The 19915-nt window shown below is 74.7% G+C and carries 17 protein-coding genes; 10 read left to right on the plus strand and 7 right to left on the minus strand.

Features of this window, described 5'->3' with window-relative positions; genetic code table 11:
- The first annotated feature begins 59 nt into the window (after nucleotides 1-59).
- From ppc to INN71_RS13890, 4 genes are all read left to right on the plus strand, one after another.
- A complete protein-coding gene (gene ppc / locus INN71_RS13875) occupies nucleotides 60-2855 on the plus strand; it encodes a phosphoenolpyruvate carboxylase (RefSeq protein ID WP_277497758.1) in 2796 nt (931 codons plus the stop codon).
- Nucleotides 2856-2957: 102 nt separating this feature from the next.
- Complete coding sequence (gene egtB / locus INN71_RS13880) at nucleotides 2958-4322, plus strand: ergothioneine biosynthesis protein EgtB (protein ID WP_277497757.1); 1365 nt, start codon at nucleotides 2958-2960, stop codon at nucleotides 4320-4322.
- Nucleotides 4319-5278 (plus strand): L-histidine N(alpha)-methyltransferase, encoded by a 960-nt coding sequence (gene egtD, locus INN71_RS13885; RefSeq protein ID WP_277497756.1) that lies wholly within the window; start codon nucleotides 4319-4321, stop codon nucleotides 5276-5278. The genes egtB and egtD overlap by 4 nt, the downstream gene beginning before the upstream one ends.
- 70 nt (nucleotides 5279-5348) lie before the next feature.
- Nucleotides 5349-6062 (plus strand): enoyl-CoA hydratase, encoded by a 714-nt coding sequence (locus INN71_RS13890; RefSeq protein WP_277497755.1) that lies wholly within the window; start codon nucleotides 5349-5351, stop codon nucleotides 6060-6062.
- Nucleotides 6063-6131: 69 nt separating this feature from the next.
- On the opposite strand, the gene INN71_RS13895 is transcribed toward INN71_RS13890, so the two are convergent.
- The 5 genes from INN71_RS13895 to INN71_RS13915 all read right to left on the minus strand — a co-directional run bounded on the left by INN71_RS13895 (nucleotide 6132) and on the right by INN71_RS13915 (nucleotide 10231).
- Nucleotides 6132-6329, minus strand: a complete 198-nt coding sequence (locus tag INN71_RS13895) for a hypothetical protein (protein ID WP_301800857.1) — start codon at nucleotides 6327-6329, stop codon at nucleotides 6132-6134.
- 158 nt (nucleotides 6330-6487) lie between these two features.
- Nucleotides 6488-7315, minus strand: a complete 828-nt coding sequence (gene menB, locus INN71_RS13900) for a 1,4-dihydroxy-2-naphthoyl-CoA synthase (protein WP_277497753.1) — start codon at nucleotides 7313-7315, stop codon at nucleotides 6488-6490.
- A 121-nt stretch (nucleotides 7316-7436) separates the two neighbouring features.
- The gene (locus INN71_RS13905; RefSeq protein WP_277497805.1) at nucleotides 7437-8996 is read right to left on the minus strand and encodes a malate:quinone oxidoreductase; all 1560 of its coding nucleotides are present in this window, start codon (nucleotides 8994-8996) and stop codon (nucleotides 7437-7439) included.
- 102 nt (nucleotides 8997-9098) lie between these two features.
- Nucleotides 9099-9455: a hypothetical protein gene (locus INN71_RS13910; protein WP_301800860.1), complete on the minus strand. Its 357-nt coding sequence runs from the start codon at nucleotides 9453-9455 to the stop codon at nucleotides 9099-9101.
- Between the two features lie 134 nt (nucleotides 9456-9589).
- Entirely contained in the window at nucleotides 9590-10231 is a 642-nt protein-coding gene (locus tag INN71_RS13915; protein WP_277497751.1) for a response regulator transcription factor, read from the minus strand.
- A gap of 196 nt (nucleotides 10232-10427) precedes the next feature.
- Here INN71_RS13915 and mgrA point away from each other — a divergent pair, with 196 nt between their 5' ends.
- The 4 genes from mgrA to INN71_RS13935 all read left to right on the plus strand — a co-directional run bounded on the left by mgrA (nucleotide 10428) and on the right by INN71_RS13935 (nucleotide 15986).
- Nucleotides 10428-11480: an L-glyceraldehyde 3-phosphate reductase gene (mgrA, locus tag INN71_RS13920; protein ID WP_277497750.1), complete on the plus strand. Its 1053-nt coding sequence runs from the start codon at nucleotides 10428-10430 to the stop codon at nucleotides 11478-11480.
- 90 nt (nucleotides 11481-11570) lie between these two features.
- Entirely contained in the window at nucleotides 11571-12260 is a 690-nt protein-coding gene (locus INN71_RS13925; RefSeq protein WP_277497749.1) for a response regulator transcription factor, read from the plus strand.
- Nucleotides 12257-14917, plus strand: coding sequence for a DUF4153 domain-containing protein (locus INN71_RS13930; RefSeq protein ID WP_277497748.1), 2661 nt, complete (start codon nucleotides 12257-12259; stop codon nucleotides 14915-14917). The genes INN71_RS13925 and INN71_RS13930 overlap by 4 nt, the downstream gene beginning before the upstream one ends.
- Nucleotides 14918-15191: 274 nt before the next feature.
- A complete protein-coding gene (locus INN71_RS13935; protein WP_277497746.1) occupies nucleotides 15192-15986 on the plus strand; it encodes an SDR family NAD(P)-dependent oxidoreductase in 795 nt (264 codons plus the stop codon).
- Nucleotides 15987-16073: 87 nt separating this feature from the next.
- Here INN71_RS13935 and INN71_RS13940 read toward each other — a convergent pair whose 3' ends face one another.
- Complete coding sequence (locus INN71_RS13940) at nucleotides 16074-17567, minus strand: DHA2 family efflux MFS transporter permease subunit (RefSeq protein WP_277497745.1); 1494 nt, start codon at nucleotides 17565-17567, stop codon at nucleotides 16074-16076.
- A gap of 90 nt (nucleotides 17568-17657) precedes the next feature.
- Between INN71_RS13940 and INN71_RS13945 the strand changes: the two genes are divergently transcribed.
- Nucleotides 17658-18314 (plus strand): TetR/AcrR family transcriptional regulator, encoded by a 657-nt coding sequence (locus INN71_RS13945; RefSeq protein WP_301800865.1) that lies wholly within the window; start codon nucleotides 17658-17660, stop codon nucleotides 18312-18314.
- Here the strand turns inward: INN71_RS13945 and INN71_RS13950 are convergent.
- Nucleotides 18295-18885, minus strand: coding sequence for a molybdenum cofactor guanylyltransferase (locus INN71_RS13950; protein WP_277497743.1), 591 nt, complete (start codon nucleotides 18883-18885; stop codon nucleotides 18295-18297). The two genes, INN71_RS13945 and INN71_RS13950, sit on opposite strands and share 20 nt — an antisense overlap.
- Nucleotides 18886-19074: 189 nt before the next feature.
- Here INN71_RS13950 and INN71_RS13955 point away from each other — a divergent pair, with 189 nt between their 5' ends.
- On the plus strand, nucleotides 19075-19722 hold the full coding sequence (locus INN71_RS13955; RefSeq protein ID WP_277497742.1) for a hypothetical protein: 648 nt from the start codon (nucleotides 19075-19077) through the stop codon (nucleotides 19720-19722).
- The last annotated feature ends 193 nt before the right edge of the window (nucleotides 19723-19915 follow it).

A 19915-nucleotide genomic window follows, 5' to 3' on the forward strand; every position in this document is an offset into this window, starting at 1 on the left:
GCAACCGGAGGGTGGACTTCGTCACGAGCACGTCACACGGGCCCACCACACTGGCGCCCATGACGAGCGAGACGAGCAGGACGCCCGACGCATCGACCTTCGGCGGCGGCGTCCGCTCGGACTCGACCCATGCGGCGCTGCGGGCCTCCGTGCGCCAGCTGACGACGCTGCTCGGCGAGGCCGTCGCCCGGCACGAGGGCGCCGAGGTGCTCGATCTCGTCGAGCGCGTGCGTCACCTCGCCCGCCAGCCGAGCGACGCCGACCTCCGCTCGGTGCTCGACGCGGTCGAGCCGGCCACCGCCGTGCTGCTGGCGCGGGCGTTCACGGCGTACTTCCAGCTCGTCAACACCACCGAGCAGCTGCACCGCTGGCAGGAGGAGGTCGACGAGGAGGGCCCGCTGGCGGCGACCGTCGGCCGCATCGCCGCCGCGCTCGAGGAGGGCTCGTTGTCGCGCGAGGAGCTCGGTGAGCTGCTCGGCCGGGTCGAGTACCGCCCCGTCTTCACCGCCCACCCCACCGAGTCCAGCCGCCGCACGGTGCTGCGGCTCCTGCGCAAGGTCGCCGAGGTCGTCGAGGCGCTCGAGGACCCCCGCCGGTCCGCGTCCCTGCGCGCCCGCGACGAGCGGCGCCTCGCGGAGCTCGTCGACCTGCTCTGGCAGACCGACGAGCTGCGGGTGGCCCGTCCCGAGCCGGGCGACGAGGCCCGCACGGCCGTGTACTACCTGCGCTCCCTGGCCGGCGAGGTCGTGCCCGAGCTGCTCGAGGAGCTCGACCGCCAGCTGGCCACCCTCGACGTCGCCCTCCCCGCGACCGCCCGGCCGCTGCGCTTCGGCACGTGGGCCGGCGGCGACCGCGACGGCAACCCGAACGTCACCCCGGCGGTCACCCTGGACGTCCTGCACCTGCAGCACGCCGCCGGACTGGCCGAGCTCGTCACCGCCACGGACGAGCTGCTCACCGAGATGACGGCGTCCACCCGGGTCGTCCAGCCGTCGCCCGCGCTGCTGGCCAGTGTCGAGGAGGACGCCCGCGCCCTGCCCGTCACCTGGGAGAGCGTCCGTCGGCTCAACGCCGAGGAGCCCTACCGCCTCAAGCTCAGCTTCGTCCGCGTCCGCCTGCTGCGCACCCGCGACCGGCTGCGCGAGGGCAGGCCGCACGAGCCCGGTCGCGACTACCTGTCCTTCGACGACCTCGTGGCCGACCTCGCGCTCGTGCGGGACTCGATGCTGGCCGCGGGCGACCGCCTCACCGGGGACGGCGCGATCCTGCGCCTGCTGCGCACGGCCGTGGCCCTGGGCGCCGGCCTCGCCACGCTCGACGTCCGGGAGCACTCGGCCCGCCACCACGCGGCGCTCGGCGAGCTGCTGGACCGCACCGGCGAGCTCGACCGCCCGTACGCCGACCTCGACCGCCCCGCCCGCATCGCGGTGCTGCGCCGCGAGATGGCGGCTCGGCGTCCGCTCACCGGCGCGGGCACCACCGGCCTCGGCGAGGCCGCCACCGCGTCGCTGGACCTGGTGCGCACCATCCGCGCGGCGCTCGACACCTACGGCGACGGCGTCATCGAGACCTACATCGTCTCCATGACGCACGACGTGGACGACCTGTACGCCGTCGTCGTGCTGGCCCGCGAGGTGGGGTTGGTCGACCTCGGCGGCGAGGAGGCGACGGCGCGGATCGGCTTCGCGCCGCTGTTCGAGACCGTCGCCGAGCTCGAGGCGGCCGGACCGCTGCTGGACGCGCTGCTCTCGGAGCCGTCGTACCGACGGGTCGTCGCGGCCCGCGGCGACGTCCAGGAGATCATGCTCGGCTACTCCGACTCCTCGAAGGACGCCGGCATCGCCGCCTCGCAGTGGCAGATCCACCGCGCGCAGCGCGCCCTGCGGGACGTGGCCGCCCGCCACGGCGTCGGACTGCGCCTGTTCCACGGCCGCGGGGGTTCGGTCGGCCGGGGCGGCGGCCCGACCGCCGAGGCGATCACCAGCCAGCCCGACGGCTCGCTCACCGGCTCGATCAAGATCACCGAGCAGGGCGAGGTCATCTCCGACAAGTACGGCCTGCCGGGCCTGGGGCGCCGCAACCTGGAGGGGGCCCTGGCCGCGGTCGTCGAGGCGACGCTGCTGCACCGCACCTCGCGGTCGCCGGCCGAGGTCCGCGAGCGGTGGGACGGCACCATGGACGTCGTCGCCGCGGCGGGGCAGGACGCCTACCGCGCGCTCGTGCGCGACCCGGCCCTCGTGCCGTTCTTCGTCGCCGCGACGCCCGTCGACGAGCTCGGCCGGATGAACATCGGGTCCCGGCCGGCCAAGCGCCCCGGCGGCGCCGGTGGCCTCGACGACCTGCGGGCCATCCCGTGGGTCTTCGGCTGGACGCAGTCGCGGTTCATCCTCCCCGGCTGGTACGGCGTGGGGTCGGGCCTCGCGGCCGCGGTCGAGGCCGGGCACGAGGAGACGCTGCGCGAGATGTACGGCTCCTGGCCCTTCTTCCGCACCTTCCTCTCGAACGTGCAGATGACCCTGGCCAAGACCGACCTCGCCATCGCGGCGGAGTACGTCGCGGCGCTCGTGCCCGACGACCGGGCCGGCCTGCTCGACGTGGTGCGAGCGGAGCACGGGCGCACCGTCGAGCAGGTCCTCGCCGTCACGGGCCAGTCGTCGCTGCTGCAGGACGCGCCCGTCCTGCGGCGCACGCTCGAGCTGCGCGACTCCTACCTCGCCCCCCTGCACGCGCTGCAGGTGTCGCTGCTGCGGCGGGCACGCGCCGTACCCGAGGGGGAAGAGCCGGACCCGGACGTGCGGCGGGCGCTGCTGCTGACGATCAACGGCATCGCGGCCGGCCTCCGCAACACCGGCTGACCACCTCACGGCAACCCGGCGGGCTACCGAACGTCGGTGCGGCGAGGCAGTCTTTACCTCGGCCGGTCCCCGATCCCCGGCCCCCGGCGAAAGGACGCGGCGATGACTGCGACCGACCCCTCCCCCGACACCGCACTGGACGGCGTGGTCGACGACGCCCTCGGCTCGTACGGCGCCGTCGACGCTCTGCTGGCGCGGTACGACGCGGTGCGGGCCCACACGGAGCGGCTCGCGGAGCCCCTCTCGCCCGAGGACCAGACGGTGCAATCGATGCCCGACGTCTCCCCGACGAAGTGGCACCGGGCGCACGTGACGTGGTTCTTCGAGACGTTCCTGCTGGCCGACGCGGAGCCGGGCTTCGCGCCGTACGAGGACCGGTACTGGTTCCTCTTCAACAGCTACTACGAGTCCCTGGGCCCGCGGTACTCCCGCCCCGACCGCGGGCTCGTCACCCGGCCGGGGGCCCACGAGGTCGGCGCGTTCCGCCGCAATGTCGACGAGCGGGTGCGGGCCGTGCTCGCGGACGCCGACGAGGGCACGCTGCGGCGGCTGCTGCCGACCGTCGAGCTCGGGTTCCACCACGAGCAGCAGCACCAGGAGCTGCTCCTGATGGACATCAAGCACGTGCTCTCGCGCAACCCGATGGAGCCGGTGTACGCCGGCGCCCCCGGCCCGCTCGCCGCGGCCGACCCCGGCCCGATGGGCTGGGTCGACGTCGAGGGCGGACTCGTCGAGGTGGGACACACCGGCGACGGCTTCTGCTTCGACAACGAGCTGCCGCGCCACCGGCAGTGGCTGGAGCCCTACCGCCTCGCGGACCGCCTCGTCACCAACGGCGAGTGGATGGCGTTCATGGCCGACGACGGGTACGCGCGGCACGAGCTGTGGCTCTCCGACGGCTGGGGGCGCGTCAAGGCGGAGGGCTGGCGTGCGCCGTTCTACTGGACCGAGCGCGACGGGGCCTGGTTCGAGCACACCCTGCACGGCACGCGGCCGGTCGACCCGACGCTGCCGGTGGCGCACGTCAGCTTCTACGAGGCCGACGCGTTCGCGTCCTGGGCGGGGGCGCGGCTGCCGAGCGAGGCGGAGTGGGAGCACGCGGTCGTCACCGACGGCCAGGCCGAGGTCGTCGCGGGCAACCTCGCCGACACCGCGACGTGGCACCCGCGCCCGGCCGCGCCCGCCGCTGCGGGCGGGCCGCGGCTGCGGCAGGTGCACGGCGACTGCTGGGAGTGGACCTCGTCGGCCTACCACGCCTACCCGGGCTTCCACCCGCCCGAGGGGGCGATCGGGGAGTACAACGGCAAGTTCATGTCGAACCAGATGGTGCTGCGGGGCGGCTGCGCGCTGACCCCGCCGGGCCACGCCCGCACGACGTACCGCAACTTCTTCCCGCACGCCTCCCGCTGGGCGCTGTCGGGCGTGCGGCTCGCCGACGGCGGCGCCCCGGTGGGGGTGGGCCGATGAGCACCGCCACGGAGGCCCTCGCCGCCGACGTCCGCCGGGGGCTCGGGTCGCGCCCGCTGCGGCTGCCGCCGCGCTGGCTCTACGACGACGTCGGCTCCGAGCTGTTCGACGCCATCACGCGGCTGCCGGAGTACTACCCGACCGAGGCCGAGCGCTCGATCCTCGCCGAGCACGCACCCGCCATTGCCGCGGCCTGCGACGCGGCGACGCTCGTCGAGCTGGGGTCGGGCACGAGCGACAAGACCCGGCTGCTGCTCGACGCGCTGACGGACTCCGGCCGCAGCCACGGGCCGCTGCGGGGCTTCGTGCCGCTCGACGTCGCCGAGGCCACGCTGCAGGACGCGGCGGTCCGCATCGCCGACCGTCACCCCGGCCTGGAGGTCACCCCCGTGGTCGGGGACTTCACGACCCACCTGGCTCGGCTGCCCCGCGGACCGGAGGTGGGCCGCCGGGTCGTGGCGTTCCTCGGCAGCACGATCGGCAACCTGTACGTCGAGGAGCGCGGCGCCTTCCTCGGCGCGCTCGCCGACTCGCTCGAGCCGGGCGAGTGGCTGCTGCTGGGCACCGACCTGCTCAAGCCGGTCGAGCGGCTCGTGGCGGCGTACGACGACGCCAGCGGCGTCACCGAGCGGTTCGTGCTCAACACGCTGCGGGTGCTCAACCGCGAGCTGGACGCCGACTTCGACCTCGACGCGTTCTCCTACGCGCCGCTGTGGGACCCGCGGCTGGGCCGGATGGACCTGCGCGTGCGCAGCGACCGGCCGCAGCACGTGCGGATCCCGGGGGCCGGGCTCGAGCTCGACCTGGGCTCCGGGGAGGAGATCCAGGTGGAGATCTCGACGAAGTTCAGCCGCGAGCAGGTCGCGGCCGAGCTGGCGGGTGCGGGGTTCGTCGTCGTGAGGGCGTGGACCGACGCGCCCGGGGACTTCGCGCTGACCCTGGCGCGGCGGGCCTGACCGGGGGGCCGGGCCTTCCGTGGTCCGGGCGCCCGGTCGGCGTATGGCGGGTGCGTCCTAGGCTGCGGGGGTGCTCGCCACCACCCGTGACGGATCCGTCTCGCTCCTGACCCTGCAGCGCCCCGAGCGCCGCAACGCGCTCTCCCTCGAGCTGTGCCGCGCGATAGCGGCGGCGGCCCAGGAGGAGGTCGACGCCGGCGCCCGCGTGCTGGTGCTGACCGGCGAGGGCTCGTCGTTCTGCTCGGGCGCCGACCTCGGGGGCGTGTACGGCGACGAGTTCCTCGAGGCGCTCTACGGGATGCTCCACGGCCTGACCCGCCTGCCGGTGCCGGTCGTGGCGGCGGTGAACGGTCCGGCCATCGGCGCCGGCACCCAGCTGGCGCTGGCGGCGGACCTGCGCGTGGCCGACGCGGGCGCGCGCTTCGGCGTACCGACCGCGCGCAACGGCATGGCCGTCGACGCCTGGACGATGCGCACCCTGCAGGAGGTCGCCGGCGGGGGGCTCGCGCGGCGGCTCATGCTCGCCGCCGAGACGGTCGACGTGGACGAGGCGGTGCGGTACGGCCTCGTCGACCGCACCGGCACCCTCGACGACGCCCTGGCCTGGGCCGCCGAGATCGCGACGTTGGCGCCGCTGACGCTGGCCCACAACAAGCTGGTGCTCAACGGCGGCAGCGACGAGGACGTCGCGCGCACCTTCGCCGCCTGCTGGGCGAGCGAGGACGTCCGCGAGGCCGCCGCCGCCCGCAGCGAGAAGCGCACGCCGGTGTTCCGCGGGGTCTGAGGTCCCGGACCCCGTTCGTGGTAGCAGCGCCAGGGTTTCCGTGGCGCTGGCACCACGAATGCCGGGCGCTCAGTCGCCCGGGGAGGCGTCCGGCTCGGGCGGGGGCGCCGCGGGGGCGGCCCGCCGTACGACGACGGCCCCGGTGACGAGCCGCAGCACGGCGAACAGCGCCGCTGACGCCACGACGGCCCCGGCGCCGTAGGTCGACAGGAAGCGGGCGGCGGCGATCCAGTCCTCGCGGGTGCTCCCGGCGACGTCGCGGGCCACGATCACGCACGACGGCCGGCGAGCAGCAGGGTCAGCACCCTGGAGGCCACGCGTCGCTCCACGTCCCGCACCCTAGGGCCCGCCGAGCCGCCACGTCCGCCGGTTCGTGGTAGCAGCGCCAGGGATTCCGCGGCGCTGCCACCACGAACGCCGGGCGCTCAGGCGCGGCGGGGGAACTGCGTGAAGTCTGGCGTGCGCTTCGCCTTGAACGCCTCGCGACCCTCCTGCGCCTCGGCTTGGCCGTAGAACAGCAGGTTCGCGTCGTGGGCGAGCTGCTGGATGCCGGCGTAGCCGTCCTCGTGGGCGTGGAACGACAGCTTGGACAGGCGCACCGCCCAGGGCGAGAGGGCCAGCATCTCGCGGCACCACTTGAGGGTCTCGGCCTCGAGGTCGGCCAGCGGCACGACGGTGTTGACCAGACCCATCGACAGGGCCTCCGGCGCGTCGTACTGACGGCAGAGGAACCAGATCTCCTTGGCCTTCTTCGGGCCGACGAGGTCGGAGAGGATGCTCGCGCCGTACCCGCCGTCGAACGAGCCGACCTTCGGCCCGACCTGCCCGAAGCGGGCGTTGTCGGCCGCGATGGTGAGGTCGCAGACGAGGTGGAGCACGTGGCCGCCGCCGATGGCCCAGCCGGCCACCGAGGCCACGATCGGCTTGGGGCAGCGGCGCATCTGCACGTGCAGGTCGGTGACGTGGAAGCGCCCCGTGGCGCCCGGGTCGGTCTTGTAGCCCGAGTCGCCGCGCACCCGCTGGTCGCCGCCGGAGCAGAACGCCTTGCCGCCCTCGCCGGTCAGGATGATCGCCCCGATGCCCTCGTCCTCGCGGGCCACGTCGAGGGCGTGGGAGACCTCGATCAGCGTCTGCGGGCGGAACGCGTTGTGCACCTCGGGGCGGTTGATCGAGATCTTGGCGATCCCGTCCTCCGTCGTGGAGTAGATGATGTCCTCGTAGTCGCCCGACGTCGTCCAGGTGGTCTCGCTCATGGGCGCCATTGTGGCCCCGGGCGCCGAACACCGGCTCCCTCGGGTACGGCGGACCCGTCCCCGGACGCAGACCGCCCCCGACGCCGAGGCGTCGGGGGCGGTCGCGACTGTGCGGGGCGACTCAGGCGGAGGCGCGCAGGCCGCCGTCGCCGGGGTCGCCGCCGTCGTCGTCGAGGCCGAGGGCCTGGGACGTGGCGACCATCAGCTCGCGGGCGCGCTGGGGGTCGGAGGCCAGCGGGGCGCCGTTGCTGGGCACCATCGCGCCGAGCGTCGGCTCCCAGGCGGCCCAGCGGTCGGGGAAGCACTGCTCGAGCAGGTCGAGCATGATCGCGACCGCCGTCGACGCGCCCGGCGAGGCGCCCAGCAGACCCGCGATGGAGCCGTCGGCGGCCGCCACGACCTCGGTGCCGAACTGCAGCACACCGCCCTTCTCCGGGTCCTTCTTGATGACCTGCACGCGCTGGCCGGCGACGATCTTCTCCCAGTCGCCCGGCTGGGCGGCGGGGTAGAACGCCTGCAGCTCGGCGAACTTCGTGCTGCGGCGCGCGACGAGCTGGCCGAGCAGGTAGCGCACGAGGTCGAGGTTGCGCACCGCCACCTGGAGCATCGGCACCAGGTTGTGCAGTCGCACCGACTTCAGCAGGTCGAACAGCGAGCCGTTCTTCAGGAAGCGCGGGCTGAACCCGGCGTACGGACCGAACATCAGACTCGGCTCGCCGTTGACGACGCGGGTGTCGAGGTGCGGCACCGACATGGGCGGCGCGCCGACGGCGGCCTTGCCGTAGACCTTGGCGTGGTGCTCGCCGACCACCTCGGGGTTGCGGGTGCGGAGGAACTCGCCGCTCACGGGGAACCCGCCGAAGCCGCGGATCTCGGCGATGCGCGACTTCTGCAGGAGCGTCAGCGCGCCGCCGCCGGCGCCGACGAAGACGAAGCGCGCGCGCAGCTCGAACTTCTCGCCGCGCTGCTTGCCGCGCACGACCCAGGTGCCGTCCTCGGCCCGCTTGAGCGAGCGCACGTCGGCACCGGTGCGCAGCTCCGCGCCGCCCTCCACGAGCGAGGTGGTGAGCAGGCGGGTCAGCGAGCCGAAGTCGACGTCCGTGCCCGCGGCGGCGTACGTCGCGGCGACGGGCTCGTCGCCCTGGCGGCCCTCGACGAGCGCCGGGGCCCAGGTGCGGATGACCTCGGGGTCGTCGGAGAACTCCATGCCGGCGAACAGCGGGTGGTCGCGCAGCGCGTCGTACCGCTTGCGCAGGTAGGCGACGTTGCCGGCGCCCCACACGAAGCTCATGTGCGGCGTGGGGGTGATGAACGCGCGGGGCTCGGGGAGCCGCCCGCTCTGCACGAGGAACGTCCAGAACTGGCGCGAGAGCTGGAACTGCTCGTTGACCTTCACCGCGGAGGTGATGTCGATCGAGCCGTCGGCCTTCTCGGGGGTGTAGTTGAGCTCGCACAGGGCCGAGTGGCCGGTGCCCGCGTTGTTCCACGCGTCCGAGCTCTCCTGGGCGAGCGAGTCGAGCCGCTCCAGGACCTTGATGTCCCACTCCGGCTCCAGCTGCTGCAGCAACGACCCGAGGGTCGCGCTCATGATGCCGCCACCGATCAGCACTACGTCGACTGGTTCGCTCACCCTGCGATTAGACCGATTGCAGGTGCGCGACGCACATCGAGAGGGCCTCAGCGGGCGGTTTGGAGACGAAGGTCACACGGTTCGCGCGGCGTGCACCGCTGCGCCCTCCGCCCCCGCGCTGGTAGACGCGCGGGGGCGGAGGAGCACCTGCGTTCAGGCCTCGACGAGCCCGGTGGCGCGGCCGGTGGTGTACCCCGGCGCCGTCTGCGTGCTGAGGCGTCGGGCGACGTCCAGCACCCGGTGGGCCATGGTGCCCTCGGGGGCGCGGACGTCCACCAGCGCACCCCGCTCGCGCACGGACCGCACGCCGGCGTCGAGCTCGCGCAGCCCGGCGGCCAGCAGGATGTCCACGTCGGCGAGGTCCACGGTCAGGGGGCCGCTGCCGCCGACTCGCGCTTCCAGGAACTCGCGCAGGTCGGGGCCGCTCAGCTGGTCCACGACACCGCGGACGTGGAGGACGGAGCCGTCGGGCTCCAGGCGTATCTCGAAGTCGTCGTTCTTCGCCATCATCGGGAGTTCCCTCGAACGGTCGTGCCGTCCCCGGGCTCTCGAGGGCGATTTCCTTCGACGGTACGCGCGTGGTCACCATCCGTCACCCCCGACTGCGGGTGTCCCACCCGTACGGGTGAGGAGGTCGATCAGGCTCAGGCGGGCGCCTGCGCCGCCAGCACGGCGGCCTGGATCCGGTTCCCGACCTCGAGGCGCAGGAGCAGCTGCGTGACGTGGTTCTTCACCGTGCTCTCCGAGAGCTGCAGCCGGCGCGCGATGTCCCGGTTGCTGCGCCCGTCGCGGATGAGGGCGAGCACCGCGCGCTGCTGGTCGGACAGCAGGAGGACCCGGGAGCCCACCTCCTGGCCGCCGGCCACCGCCCGGTCCGCGAACAGCCGGGGGTCGTGGACCGGGAAGCCCGCCGCGACCGCGTCCAGGGCCGAGGCGAGCGCCGCCTGCTCGCACCCGCTGGACACGCAGCCGTGCACGCCGTCGAGGTCCGTCGGGTCGCAGGTCTCGATGTCGACGGGGCGCAGCACCGCGAGGAGCCGGGCGCCGGGCGCGAGCGCGCGGAAGTGGGCGGCCAGCGCGGCGACCTCGGACACGTCCGGCTCGACGAGCACGACGACGAGCGGCACGCCGTCCGGTCCGCGCGGGGCCCGGACGGGTCGCGCGGACAGCGGCACCGTGCCGAGCAGGGGCGTGGCGGGCCTGGCGGCCACCAGCATCCGGATGCCCCACGTCACCATCCGGTCGTCCCCGACGAGCAGGACGGCCGCGCTCGGGTCGGTGCTCATCGGGCGCTCCAGGTCGGGGGAGGTCGGGGCCCCGGTCGGACTCGACCTGGACGCCGGCCTCGGTGCTGCGGCGCGGCGTCGCAGATTTTACTTTCGGGCGGGAGGCGGCTTGCTCAAGCCGCGCGCAAGGAAGGCCGCGTTTTGCGCCGGTACGGCGGCGCGACCGGGCGGTGCCGCGTTGCGCCGCCCCGCCAGGATGGGGTCCATGACCTACACGCCGGCCCCGGACCGCTACGACGTCCTGCCCTACCGCCGTACCGGCCGCAGCGGCCTCGACCTGCCGGCCGTCAGCCTCGGGCTGTGGCACAACTTCGGGGACGACGTGCCGTTCGACCGGCAGGGCGAGATCCTGCGCACCGCCTTCGACCTCGGCGTGACGCACTTCGACCTGGCCAACAACTACGGGCCGCCCTACGGCGCGGCGGAGGAGAACTTCGGGCGGCACCTGCGCACCGACTTCCGCGACCTGCGCGACGAGCTCGTCATCTCCTCGAAGGCGGGCTGGGACATGTGGCCCGGCCCGTACGGCCAGGTCGGCGGCTCGCGGAAGCACCTCGTCTCCAGCCTCGACCAGTCGCTGAGGCGGATGGGGCTCGACCACGTCGACGTCTTCTACCACCACCGCCCGGACCCGACGACGCCGCTCGAGGAGACGATGGGCGCCCTCGGCCAGATCGTGCGCAGCGGCAAGGCGCTCTACGTCGGGGTGTCGTCGTACTCCGCGGAGCGCACGCGCGAGGCCGCGCGCATCCTCGACGAGCTGGGGACGCCGCTGCTCATCCACCAGCCGTCGTACTCCATGCTCAACCGCTGGATCGAGACCCGCGGCCTGCTCGACACCCTCGGCGAGCTCGGAGTCGGGTGCATCGCCTTCTCGCCGCTGGCGCAGGGGATGCTGACCGACAAGTACCTCGGCGGCGTGCCGGAGGGCTCCCGCGCCAGCCAGGGCAAGTCGCTGTCGACCGACCTGCTGACCGACGAGGCCCTCGAGCACGTCCGCGCCCTCGACGCCATCGCCCGCGACCGCGGCCAGACGCTCGCCCAGCTCGCGCTGACGTGGGCGCTGCGCCGCCCCGAGGTCACGTCGGTGCTCGTCGGGGCCAGCAGCGCGGAGCAGGTGCGGGCCAACGTGGCCGCCACCGAGCGCCTCGAGCTGTCCGACGACGAGCTCGCGGCCATCGACCGGCATGCGGTCGACTCGGGCATCGACCTGTGGGCCGCGGCCCGCGACTCCGACGGCATCGCCTGACGGGGCGGGCGACCCACCGGGACCGATCTGCACAGAACCTCCACAGGTCGTCCCCCACTCCTGCGCCCCGGCGCTCCTAGCCTTCAGGCCATGAGCACCAACCGACGGGTCCTCGTCGTCGAGGACGACCCGGTCATCAACCAGGCGGTCACCGACCGGCTCGAGGCCGAGGGGTACGACGTCGTGCGGGCCTTCGACGGGCCCGGCGGCGTGGCCGCTCACGCCGAGCACGCGCCCGACGCGGTGGTGCTCGACGTGATGCTCCCCGGGTACGACGGGCACGAGGTCTGCCGGCGCATCCAGGCCGACCGGCCCGTCCCGGTGCTCATGCTGACGGCCCGCGCCGACGAGGCCGACGTGCTCGTCGGGCTCGGTGTCGGGGCCGACGACTACCTGACCAAGCCGTTCCGGATGCGGGAGCTCGTGGCCCGCGTCGGGGCGCTCCTGCGGCGCGTCGACCGCGCCGGCGAGCTGGCCGGGCGCCGGGCCCTCGAGCTCGGCGACCTGCGCGTCGACCCGCGGGCGCGCCGTACCTGGCGGGGAGGCGAGGAGGTGCGCCTCACCCCCACCGAGTTCGACCTGCTGCTCTGCCTCGCCGCCGACCCCGGCGCCGTCGTCACCCGCGAGCGCCTGCTCGCCGAGGTGTGGGGCTGGGCCGGGGCGTCGGGGACGCGCACGGTCGACAGCCACGTGAAGGGCCTGCGCGCGAAGATCGGCGCCGACCTGGTGCGCACGGTGCACGGGGTCGGCTACGCGCTGCAGACGGGCGGGGCGGCGTGAGCCCCGCGGGGCCCGAGGCCCCCGACGGCCCGGCTCCCGCCGGCCGCACCGAGCCGCTCGCCCGCGTGCGGTCGGTGAAGGTCAAGCTCGGCCTGCTCGTCGCGGCGAGCGTGACCGTCGCCGCGGTCGTCGCCTCGCTCGGGCGGGCGGCCGACGTGCCGGTCTGGCTCAGCATCCCCGTGACGGTGCTCCTCGCGCTCGCCCTCACCCAGCTGCTGGCGGTCGGCATGACGTCGCCGCTGCGGCAGATGACGGCCGCCGCGCAGCGGATGGCTCGCGGCGACCACTCCGTGCGGGTCGACGCGACCTCCCGCGACGAGGTCGGCGAGCTGGCCCGGGCGTTCAACACGATGGCCCACGACCTCGCCGGGGTCGACCGCCGCCGGCGCGAGCTGGTCGCCAACGTCAGCCACGAGCTGCGCACCCCCCTCGCGGGCCTGCGGGCCGTGCTCGAGAACGTCGTCGACGGCGTCGCGCCCCGCTCCCCCGACGCGCTCGCCGCCGCCCTCGCCCAGGCCGAGCGGATGAGCGACCTCGTCGAGGACCTCCTCGACCTCGCCCGCGTCGACGCCGGCAAGGCGCAGCTGTCCCCCGAGCCCGTCGACGTCGCCGACCTGCTCGGCGCCGCCGTCACCGAGGCGCGGGTGCTGGGCCGCGAGGTCGCGTACGACGTGCACGTCACCCCACCCGGGCTGGTCGTGCGGGCCGACCCGGCGCGGCTGCACCAGCTCGTCGCGAACCTGCTCGACAACGCGTCGCGCCACAGCCCCGCGGGCGGGACCGTGCGGGTCGAGGCGGTCGCCGGGGCTACGGACGGTCGGGCGGAGCGGTGGCGGCTCGAGGTCCGCGACGCCGGGCCGGGGCTCGGACCGGCCGACCGCGAGCGGGTCTTCGAGCCCTTCGGCACGCTCCGCCCGGCCGCGGGCGGCGGCGGCACCGGGCTCGGTCTCGCCATCGCCCGCTGGGTCAGCGACCTGCACGGCGGCGAGATCGCCTTCGTCGACCCGCCCCCCGGCGAGGGCGGCGCGCGGGTGCGCGTCGACCTCCCCCTCACCCCGCCCGACCGTCCCGCGGCGGTGGCGGCGTCCGCCGTACCGCCCGTCCCGTCCGCCCACCGATCGGAGGTCCTCGTGCCCGCATCTCCCGTGCCCACATCGACCGTGCCCGAGCCCACGGCCGCGGCAGCTACTGCCGTCCCCGCCCCCGGCCTGCTCGACGACCTCCTCGGCGGGTTCTGGCCCGACCGCGGCGTCCCGGCCCGCCCGGCGGTGCTGCTGGGCGCGCTGGGGGCCGGGCTGCTCGGCGGGCTGGTGCTGCCGTTCACGACGTGGGGGCTCGGCACGTTCCTCGTGCTCCTGGCCGCCGGTTGCGTGGTGGTGGGTGCGGCCCGCGATCGCCGCGACCCGTTCACGCTGACCTGCGCGGGGCTGTGCGTGCTGCTCGCCGCCACGGTGGCGGTGCGCGACGCGGAGTGGATCGTCGTGCTCTGCCTCCTCGCCGGGGCGGCGCTCTGCGTCGTCGGGGTGACCCGGGGCCGCACGCTGCCGGGGTTCCTGCTCGCCGGGATGGCGTGGCCCCTCGCCGGGCTGCGCGGGATGCCGTGGCTCGGGCGCACTCTCGCGTCGTTGACCGGGCGGGGCGGGGCGCTGCTGCGCACCCTCGCTCTCTCCGCGGCGGGTCTCGTCGTCTTCGGGGCCCTGCTCGCCTCCGCCGATCCGCTGCTCGCGGAGTGGGTCGACGCGGTGCTGCCCGACCTCACGCTCGACACGTTCGTGCTGCGGGCGTTCGTGACCGTCGCGGTGGGCGGGACGGTGCTGGCGGCGGCGTACCTCGCCCTCAACCCGCCGCGCGTCGACGGCGAGCACACCCCGCCGCGGCCCGTCGCCCGCCGGTTCGAGTGGCTCGCCCCCGTGCTCGTGGTCGTCGCCGTGCTGGCCGCGTTCCTCGCCGCCCAGGCCACGGTCGCGTTCGGCGGGCACGACTACCTGCGGCGCACGACCGGCCTGACCTACGCCGAGTACGTCCACCAGGGCTTCGGCCAGCTCACCGTCACGACCGCGCTGACGCTCCTCGTGGTGTGGGCCGCCGCCCGCAAGGCGCCCCGCGCCACCGCCGCCGACCGCGCCTGGCTGCGCGGCACCCTCGGCCTGCTCTGCGCGCTCACCCTCGTCGTGGTCGCCTCGGCGCTGCACCGGGTCGACCTCTACCAGGACGCGTACGGCTACACCGAGCTCCGGCTGCTCGTGACCGTCTTCGAGGGCTGGCTCGGGCTCGTCGTGCTCGCGGTGGTGGTCGCCGGGGTGACGCTGCGCGGCGCGTGGCTGGCGCGGTTCGCGCTGCTGAGCGGCGTCGTCGCCCTGCTGGGCCTCGCCGCGATCAACCCCGACGCGTGGATCGCCGAGCGCAACCTCGAGCGGTACGACGCGACCGGCCGCGTCGACTGGTACCACCTCCGGGGGCTGTCCGACGACGCCGTGCCGGCGCTGGCCGAGGCCGACCTGTCCGACGCCGAGCGCGCCTGCGCGCTGTCGGGGCGCACCGTCCCCGAGGACACCTGGATCGAGTGGAACCTGGGGCGCGACCGGGCGGCCGACGCGTTGGAGGAGGCGGGGGCAGCGGGGCTCCCGCGGTACATCACCTGCGACGACGGCTTCTGACGGGCACCGGGGTCGCCGGGACCCCGGCGTGGTTTCGAGGGGTTGCCAGAGCAACCCACCTCAACCACCGGGGCCGGGGCAACCCAGCTCGACCACCGAGGCCGGAGCAACCCACCTCGACCACCGCACGCACACCGCCCACCGGGCTCCTCCGGTGGTCGAAGTGGCCGCCCCGGCGGCCCACCCGGTGGTTGAGGTGGCCGCCCCGGCGGCCCTCGAAACCACCGCGCGGCAGGATGGGGCGCGACCCCACCCCCGACCGCAGGAGCGCACCGTGCAGCTGGACCTCTCGGGCCGGACGGCCCTCGTCACCGGATCGAGCCAGGGCATCGGTCTCGCCATCGCCACCGGGCTCGCCCGCGCCGGGGCGCGCGTCGCCCTCAACGGCCGCCGGGCCGAGGCGCTGGAGCAGGCGGCCGGGGCGGTGCGTTCCGCCGTACCCGACGCCGACGTGCTCCAGGTCGTGGCCGACCTGTCGACCGGTGCGGGCGCGGACGATGCGGTGCGCCAGCTGCCCGACGTCGACATCGTGGTCAACAACCTCGGGATCTTCGGCTCGCTCGACCCGTTCGAGGTCGACGACGCGACGTGGGAGCACTACTTCCAGGTCAACGTGATGTCGGCCGTGCGGATGCTGCGGGCCTACCTGCCCGGCATGCAGCAGCGCGGGTGGGGGCGCGCCGTGACGATCGCCAGCGACTCCGCCGTCGCGATCCCGGCCGAGATGATCCACTACGGCGTCACCAAGACGGCCCTGCTCGGCGTGACCCGCGGCTTCGCGAAGGCCGTCGCGGGCAGCGGCGTCACCGTCAACACGGTCATCGCCGGGCCCACGCACACCCCGGGCGTCGAGGACTTCGTCGCCGAGATGGTCGGCACCGACGGCTCGTGGGACGAGCGGCAGCGACAGTTCGTGCAGGAGCACCGCCCGTCCTCGCTCGTCCAGCGCCTGCTGGAGCCCGAGGAGATCGCGAACATGGTGGTCTACCTCAGCTCCGACCTGGCCTCGGCGACGACGGGCGGGGCGCTGCGCGCGGACGGCGGGTACGTCGACGCGATCCTGCCGTGAGGCGCCGAGGGTCCCCGCACGCGCCACGAGCCGGTACGGCGGGCCCGCGGGTCCGCCGTACCGGCTCGTGACCGGTGCTGCCGGGCGTCAGTGCGCGGCGACCCGCTCCGCCGGGGCGGCCTCGTCGACGACGGCGCGGGGCCGGCGCACGAAGAGGGCGACGACGACCGCGAGCGCGGAGATGACCCCGCCCCACAGGAGCGCGGCGTGCACGCCCTCGGCGGTCGCGGCGGCGACGTCGAGGCCGCCCTCGAGCTCGGCGGTCGAGCGGCGCGTCATCACGGTGATGAACAGCGCGGTGCCGGCGGCGCCCGCGACCTGCTGGACGGTGCCGACGATGGCGCTGCCGTGCGAGTAGATCTGCGGCGGCAGCGAGCCGAGCGCCGAGGTGAGCAGCGGCGTGAACATGAGGGCCAGGCCGATGCTCAGCAGCACGTGGATGGCCACGACCGTGCCGAGCGACGTGTCCTGGTCGAGCATCGACATCGACCACAGGGCGACGGACGCGACCACGGCGCCGGGCGCGACGAGCGGGCGCGGGCCGTGCTCGTCGAAGAGGCGGCCGACGACCGGCGCGAGCAGACCCATGACGAGACCGCCGGGCAGCAGCACGAGCCCGGTGCGCAGCGTCGACTCGCCGAGCACCGTCTGCAGGTAGATCGGCAGCAGGATGAGGGTGCCGAACAGCGCCATCATGCTGACCGCGACGAGCGCGACCGCGATGGTGAAGGTCGGCGTCGCGAAGGCGCGCAGGTCCATGAGGGCGCGGTCCTTCAGCGCCAGCTGGCGGGTGATGAACGCGGCGAGCGCGACGCCGCCGACGACGAGCGGGATCCACGGCGCGACCGGGGCGTGGCCGCCAGCGGACTCGCCGATGCTCGACAGGCCGTAGATGAGGCCGGCGAAGCCCAGCGCGGACAGCACGACGGAGAGCACGTCGAGGCTCGGGCGGGTCGGGGTGGTCACGTTGCGCACCCAGATCGCGCCGAGCAGCAGCGAGGTGAGCGCGATCGGCAGCACGATCCAGAACATCCAGCGCCAGCTCAGCGACTGCAGGATGAGGCCGGAGACCGTCGGGCCGATGGCGGGGGCGACGGAGATGACGATGGAGATCGTGCCCATCATCCGGCCGCGCCGCTCGGGAGCGACGGTGGTCAGGATGGTCGTCATCAGCAGCGGCATCATGATGGCGGTGCCGACGGCTTGGACGACGCGGCCCACGACGAGCACCTCGAACCCGGGCGCCAGCGCGGCCAGCAGCGTGCCGGCCGAGAAGGTCGACATGGCGAGCAGGAAGACGGTGCGCACGTGCAGGCGCTGGAGCAGCCAGCCGGTCAGCGGGATGACCACGGCCATCGTCAGCAGGAACGCCGACGTCAGCCACTGCGCGCGGGCCGCCGTGATGTCGAGGTCGACCATCAGCTCGGGCAGCGCGACGCCCATGATCGTCTCGTTGAGGATGACGACGAAGGCCGACACGACCAGCAGGGGTACGACGGCGCGCGGGAGGGCGGGCGGCGCCGCCGCCTCGCGGGGGTGGGTGGAGGGGAACTTCGGGGTGGTGCTCTGCTCGGTGCTCACACGGGTCCTTTCTCGACCGCCCTATTGTGGCAGTCACTGCCAAGAAGGCACGAACTGCCGTCGACGTGAGTCCGACGGCGAGGAGGCGCGATGACGACCGAGGTGACCGGCCCCACGCCGGTGGGCGAGGAGCCCCTGCGCCGTCGGCGACGACGGCAGACCGAGCAGGACATCTGCGAGGCCGCGCTGACCCTCTTCGAGGAGCACGGCGTCGCGGGCTGCACCGCTGACGACATCGCGCGGGCGGCGGGCGTCTCGTCCCGCACGTTCTTCCGGTACGCCGTGACGAAGGAACGCGCCGCGCTCGTCGTGACCGGCGACATCGAGGACGCGTTCGAGCAGGGCGTGGCCGCGCTGCGCCCCGACGAGCCGCTGCTGCCGCAGCTCGAGGCCCTGTGGGTCGAGGTGCTGCGGCGCCACGAGAACGGCCGCAGCGCGTCGGGCCGCCAGCTGCGCCGGCTCTACCGCCTGCTGCGCGCCGAGCCGAGCCTGCGTGGAGCGGCCGTCGCGGTCGACGACGAGCGGCGGGCGGGGTTCGCCGGCGCGCTCGCCGAGCTGACCGGCGCGACGCCCGACGACCCGACGCCGGCCATCCTGGTGGAGACCACCACGGCCGTCGTCCGCGTCGCGATGGACCGGTGGGCCGAGCAGCTCGAGGCCGCGCCCGAGGGCCCCGAGCCCGACCTCGTCGACCTCTACGAGCAGGCCGTCGCGGCGTTCCGCACGGTCACGGCGCCGGGGGCCTGAGCACCGGCACGCCGGCGGCGTGCGCGTCGTCCCACGTGTCGACGTCCTCGCCCTCGCGCTCGAGCGCGGGCACCTCGACGAGCCGCAGCCCGCTGACGAGCACGTGCACCGGGAGCCCCGCCCGGTCATCCGGCGGGGGCGCGACCGCCTGCAGCGCCGCCACGTCGAGCACCATCGCGAGCTGACGCCGGCCGTCGGCGCCGAGGAGCACGGCGCCGTCCGCCGCCTCCGCCCCGTCGTGCGCCGCCCCGAGGCGCGTCACCGTGGCCGCGGTGACGTGCGGCATGTCGACGGCGAGCACCACGACGCGGCGGACCGTCGCGCCGAGCGCGGCCACCCCGGCGAGCAGGCCCGCGGCTGGGCCGCCGTACGCCGGTTCCTCGCGCACGAAGGCGACCGCCCGCTCCGTCGGCACGACGGGACCGACCACGACGACCTCGCTCGCGGCGGCGCAGGCGTCGAGCGCCCGGTCGAGGAGCGTGCGTCCGCCGACGACGAGGCGTGCCTTCTCCACGCCGCCGAGCCGGTTGCCCCGGCCCCCGGCCAGCACGACGCCCGCGAGGTCACCCACGGGTCCAGCCTGCCAGGCGCGGGGTTCCGCCCGCGTTACACGTCATCAGCAGCCAGCGCGGGCCAGCGACAGCCCGAGGCGCGAGGTTCGGGTTGAATCGTCCCAAGGGGCGGGCGGGGGTGGGTGGGGTCGAGAGGTCCGCGGACAGCCGGGCCCGAGGGTGCTTCACTGACGCGACGAGGAGCGGGGGTGCGCGTGCGGAGGACCTGGGTGGCGAGCGTGGCTCTCGCCGTCGCGGCCGGCCTCGGCTGGGCACCGGCCGTCGCCGCGCCGCAGCCGTCGTACACGTTCCCCGACCCCACCCGTGACGTCACCGCGGACCGCGACGCGGGCTTCGGCGGCGGCTTCACCCCGCGGATCGACCCGCAGGCCGTCGACGTGACGCGGGTCGAGGTCGCACTCACCGACACGACGGTCTACGCGCGCATCGACGTGCGCGACTTCTACGGGGCGGGCCGGGTCGGCGGCCGGCAGCAGGGCGAGCAGTACTTCTCGTTCGAGATGGGGTTCGACAACTTCCCCCTGATGGCCGGCAACGTCTTCTTCGGCGTCGGCCACGCGCCGCGTGCCTACGCCTCGACCCACGCGGTGGCCTTCGCCTGGGCGGACCCCCCGCAGTTCGACGGCGGCCCGTGCCGGCATCCCGCATCGGTCGCGACGTCACCCGCGGACGATTGGGTCCTGCTGCGGCTGCCGGTGGCCTGCGCGACCAGCCCGATCCTCGAGGTCGACTACTTGTGGGGCCACGCCGGGCAGAACCTCGAGCAGCACGACGCAGGCGGCCGCGTGCTGTCACGTCGCCTGTTCCGGGACTGGGCCCAGCCCGCCCGTGGGTGAGGTGGCGGCGCTAGCCGGTGGGTGAGGTGGCCACGCCCTGCGGTGGTCGGGGTCGCCGCGCTGTACCGGTAGTTGAGGTGGCCGCGCTAGCGGCCCTCGAAACCGCGACCGGGGTCGACTGTCAGTGCGGACCCGCTCTGACCTGCGGAAACTCGTCCTGTGGAGAAGCACCGTTCCCGGCCAGAACTGTCGG

Origin of the sequence: Nocardioides sp. ChNu-153, from assembly GCF_030466625.1 — a bacterium.
In the GTDB taxonomy this organism is placed as follows: Bacteria; Actinomycetota; Actinomycetes; order Propionibacteriales; family Nocardioidaceae; genus Nocardioides.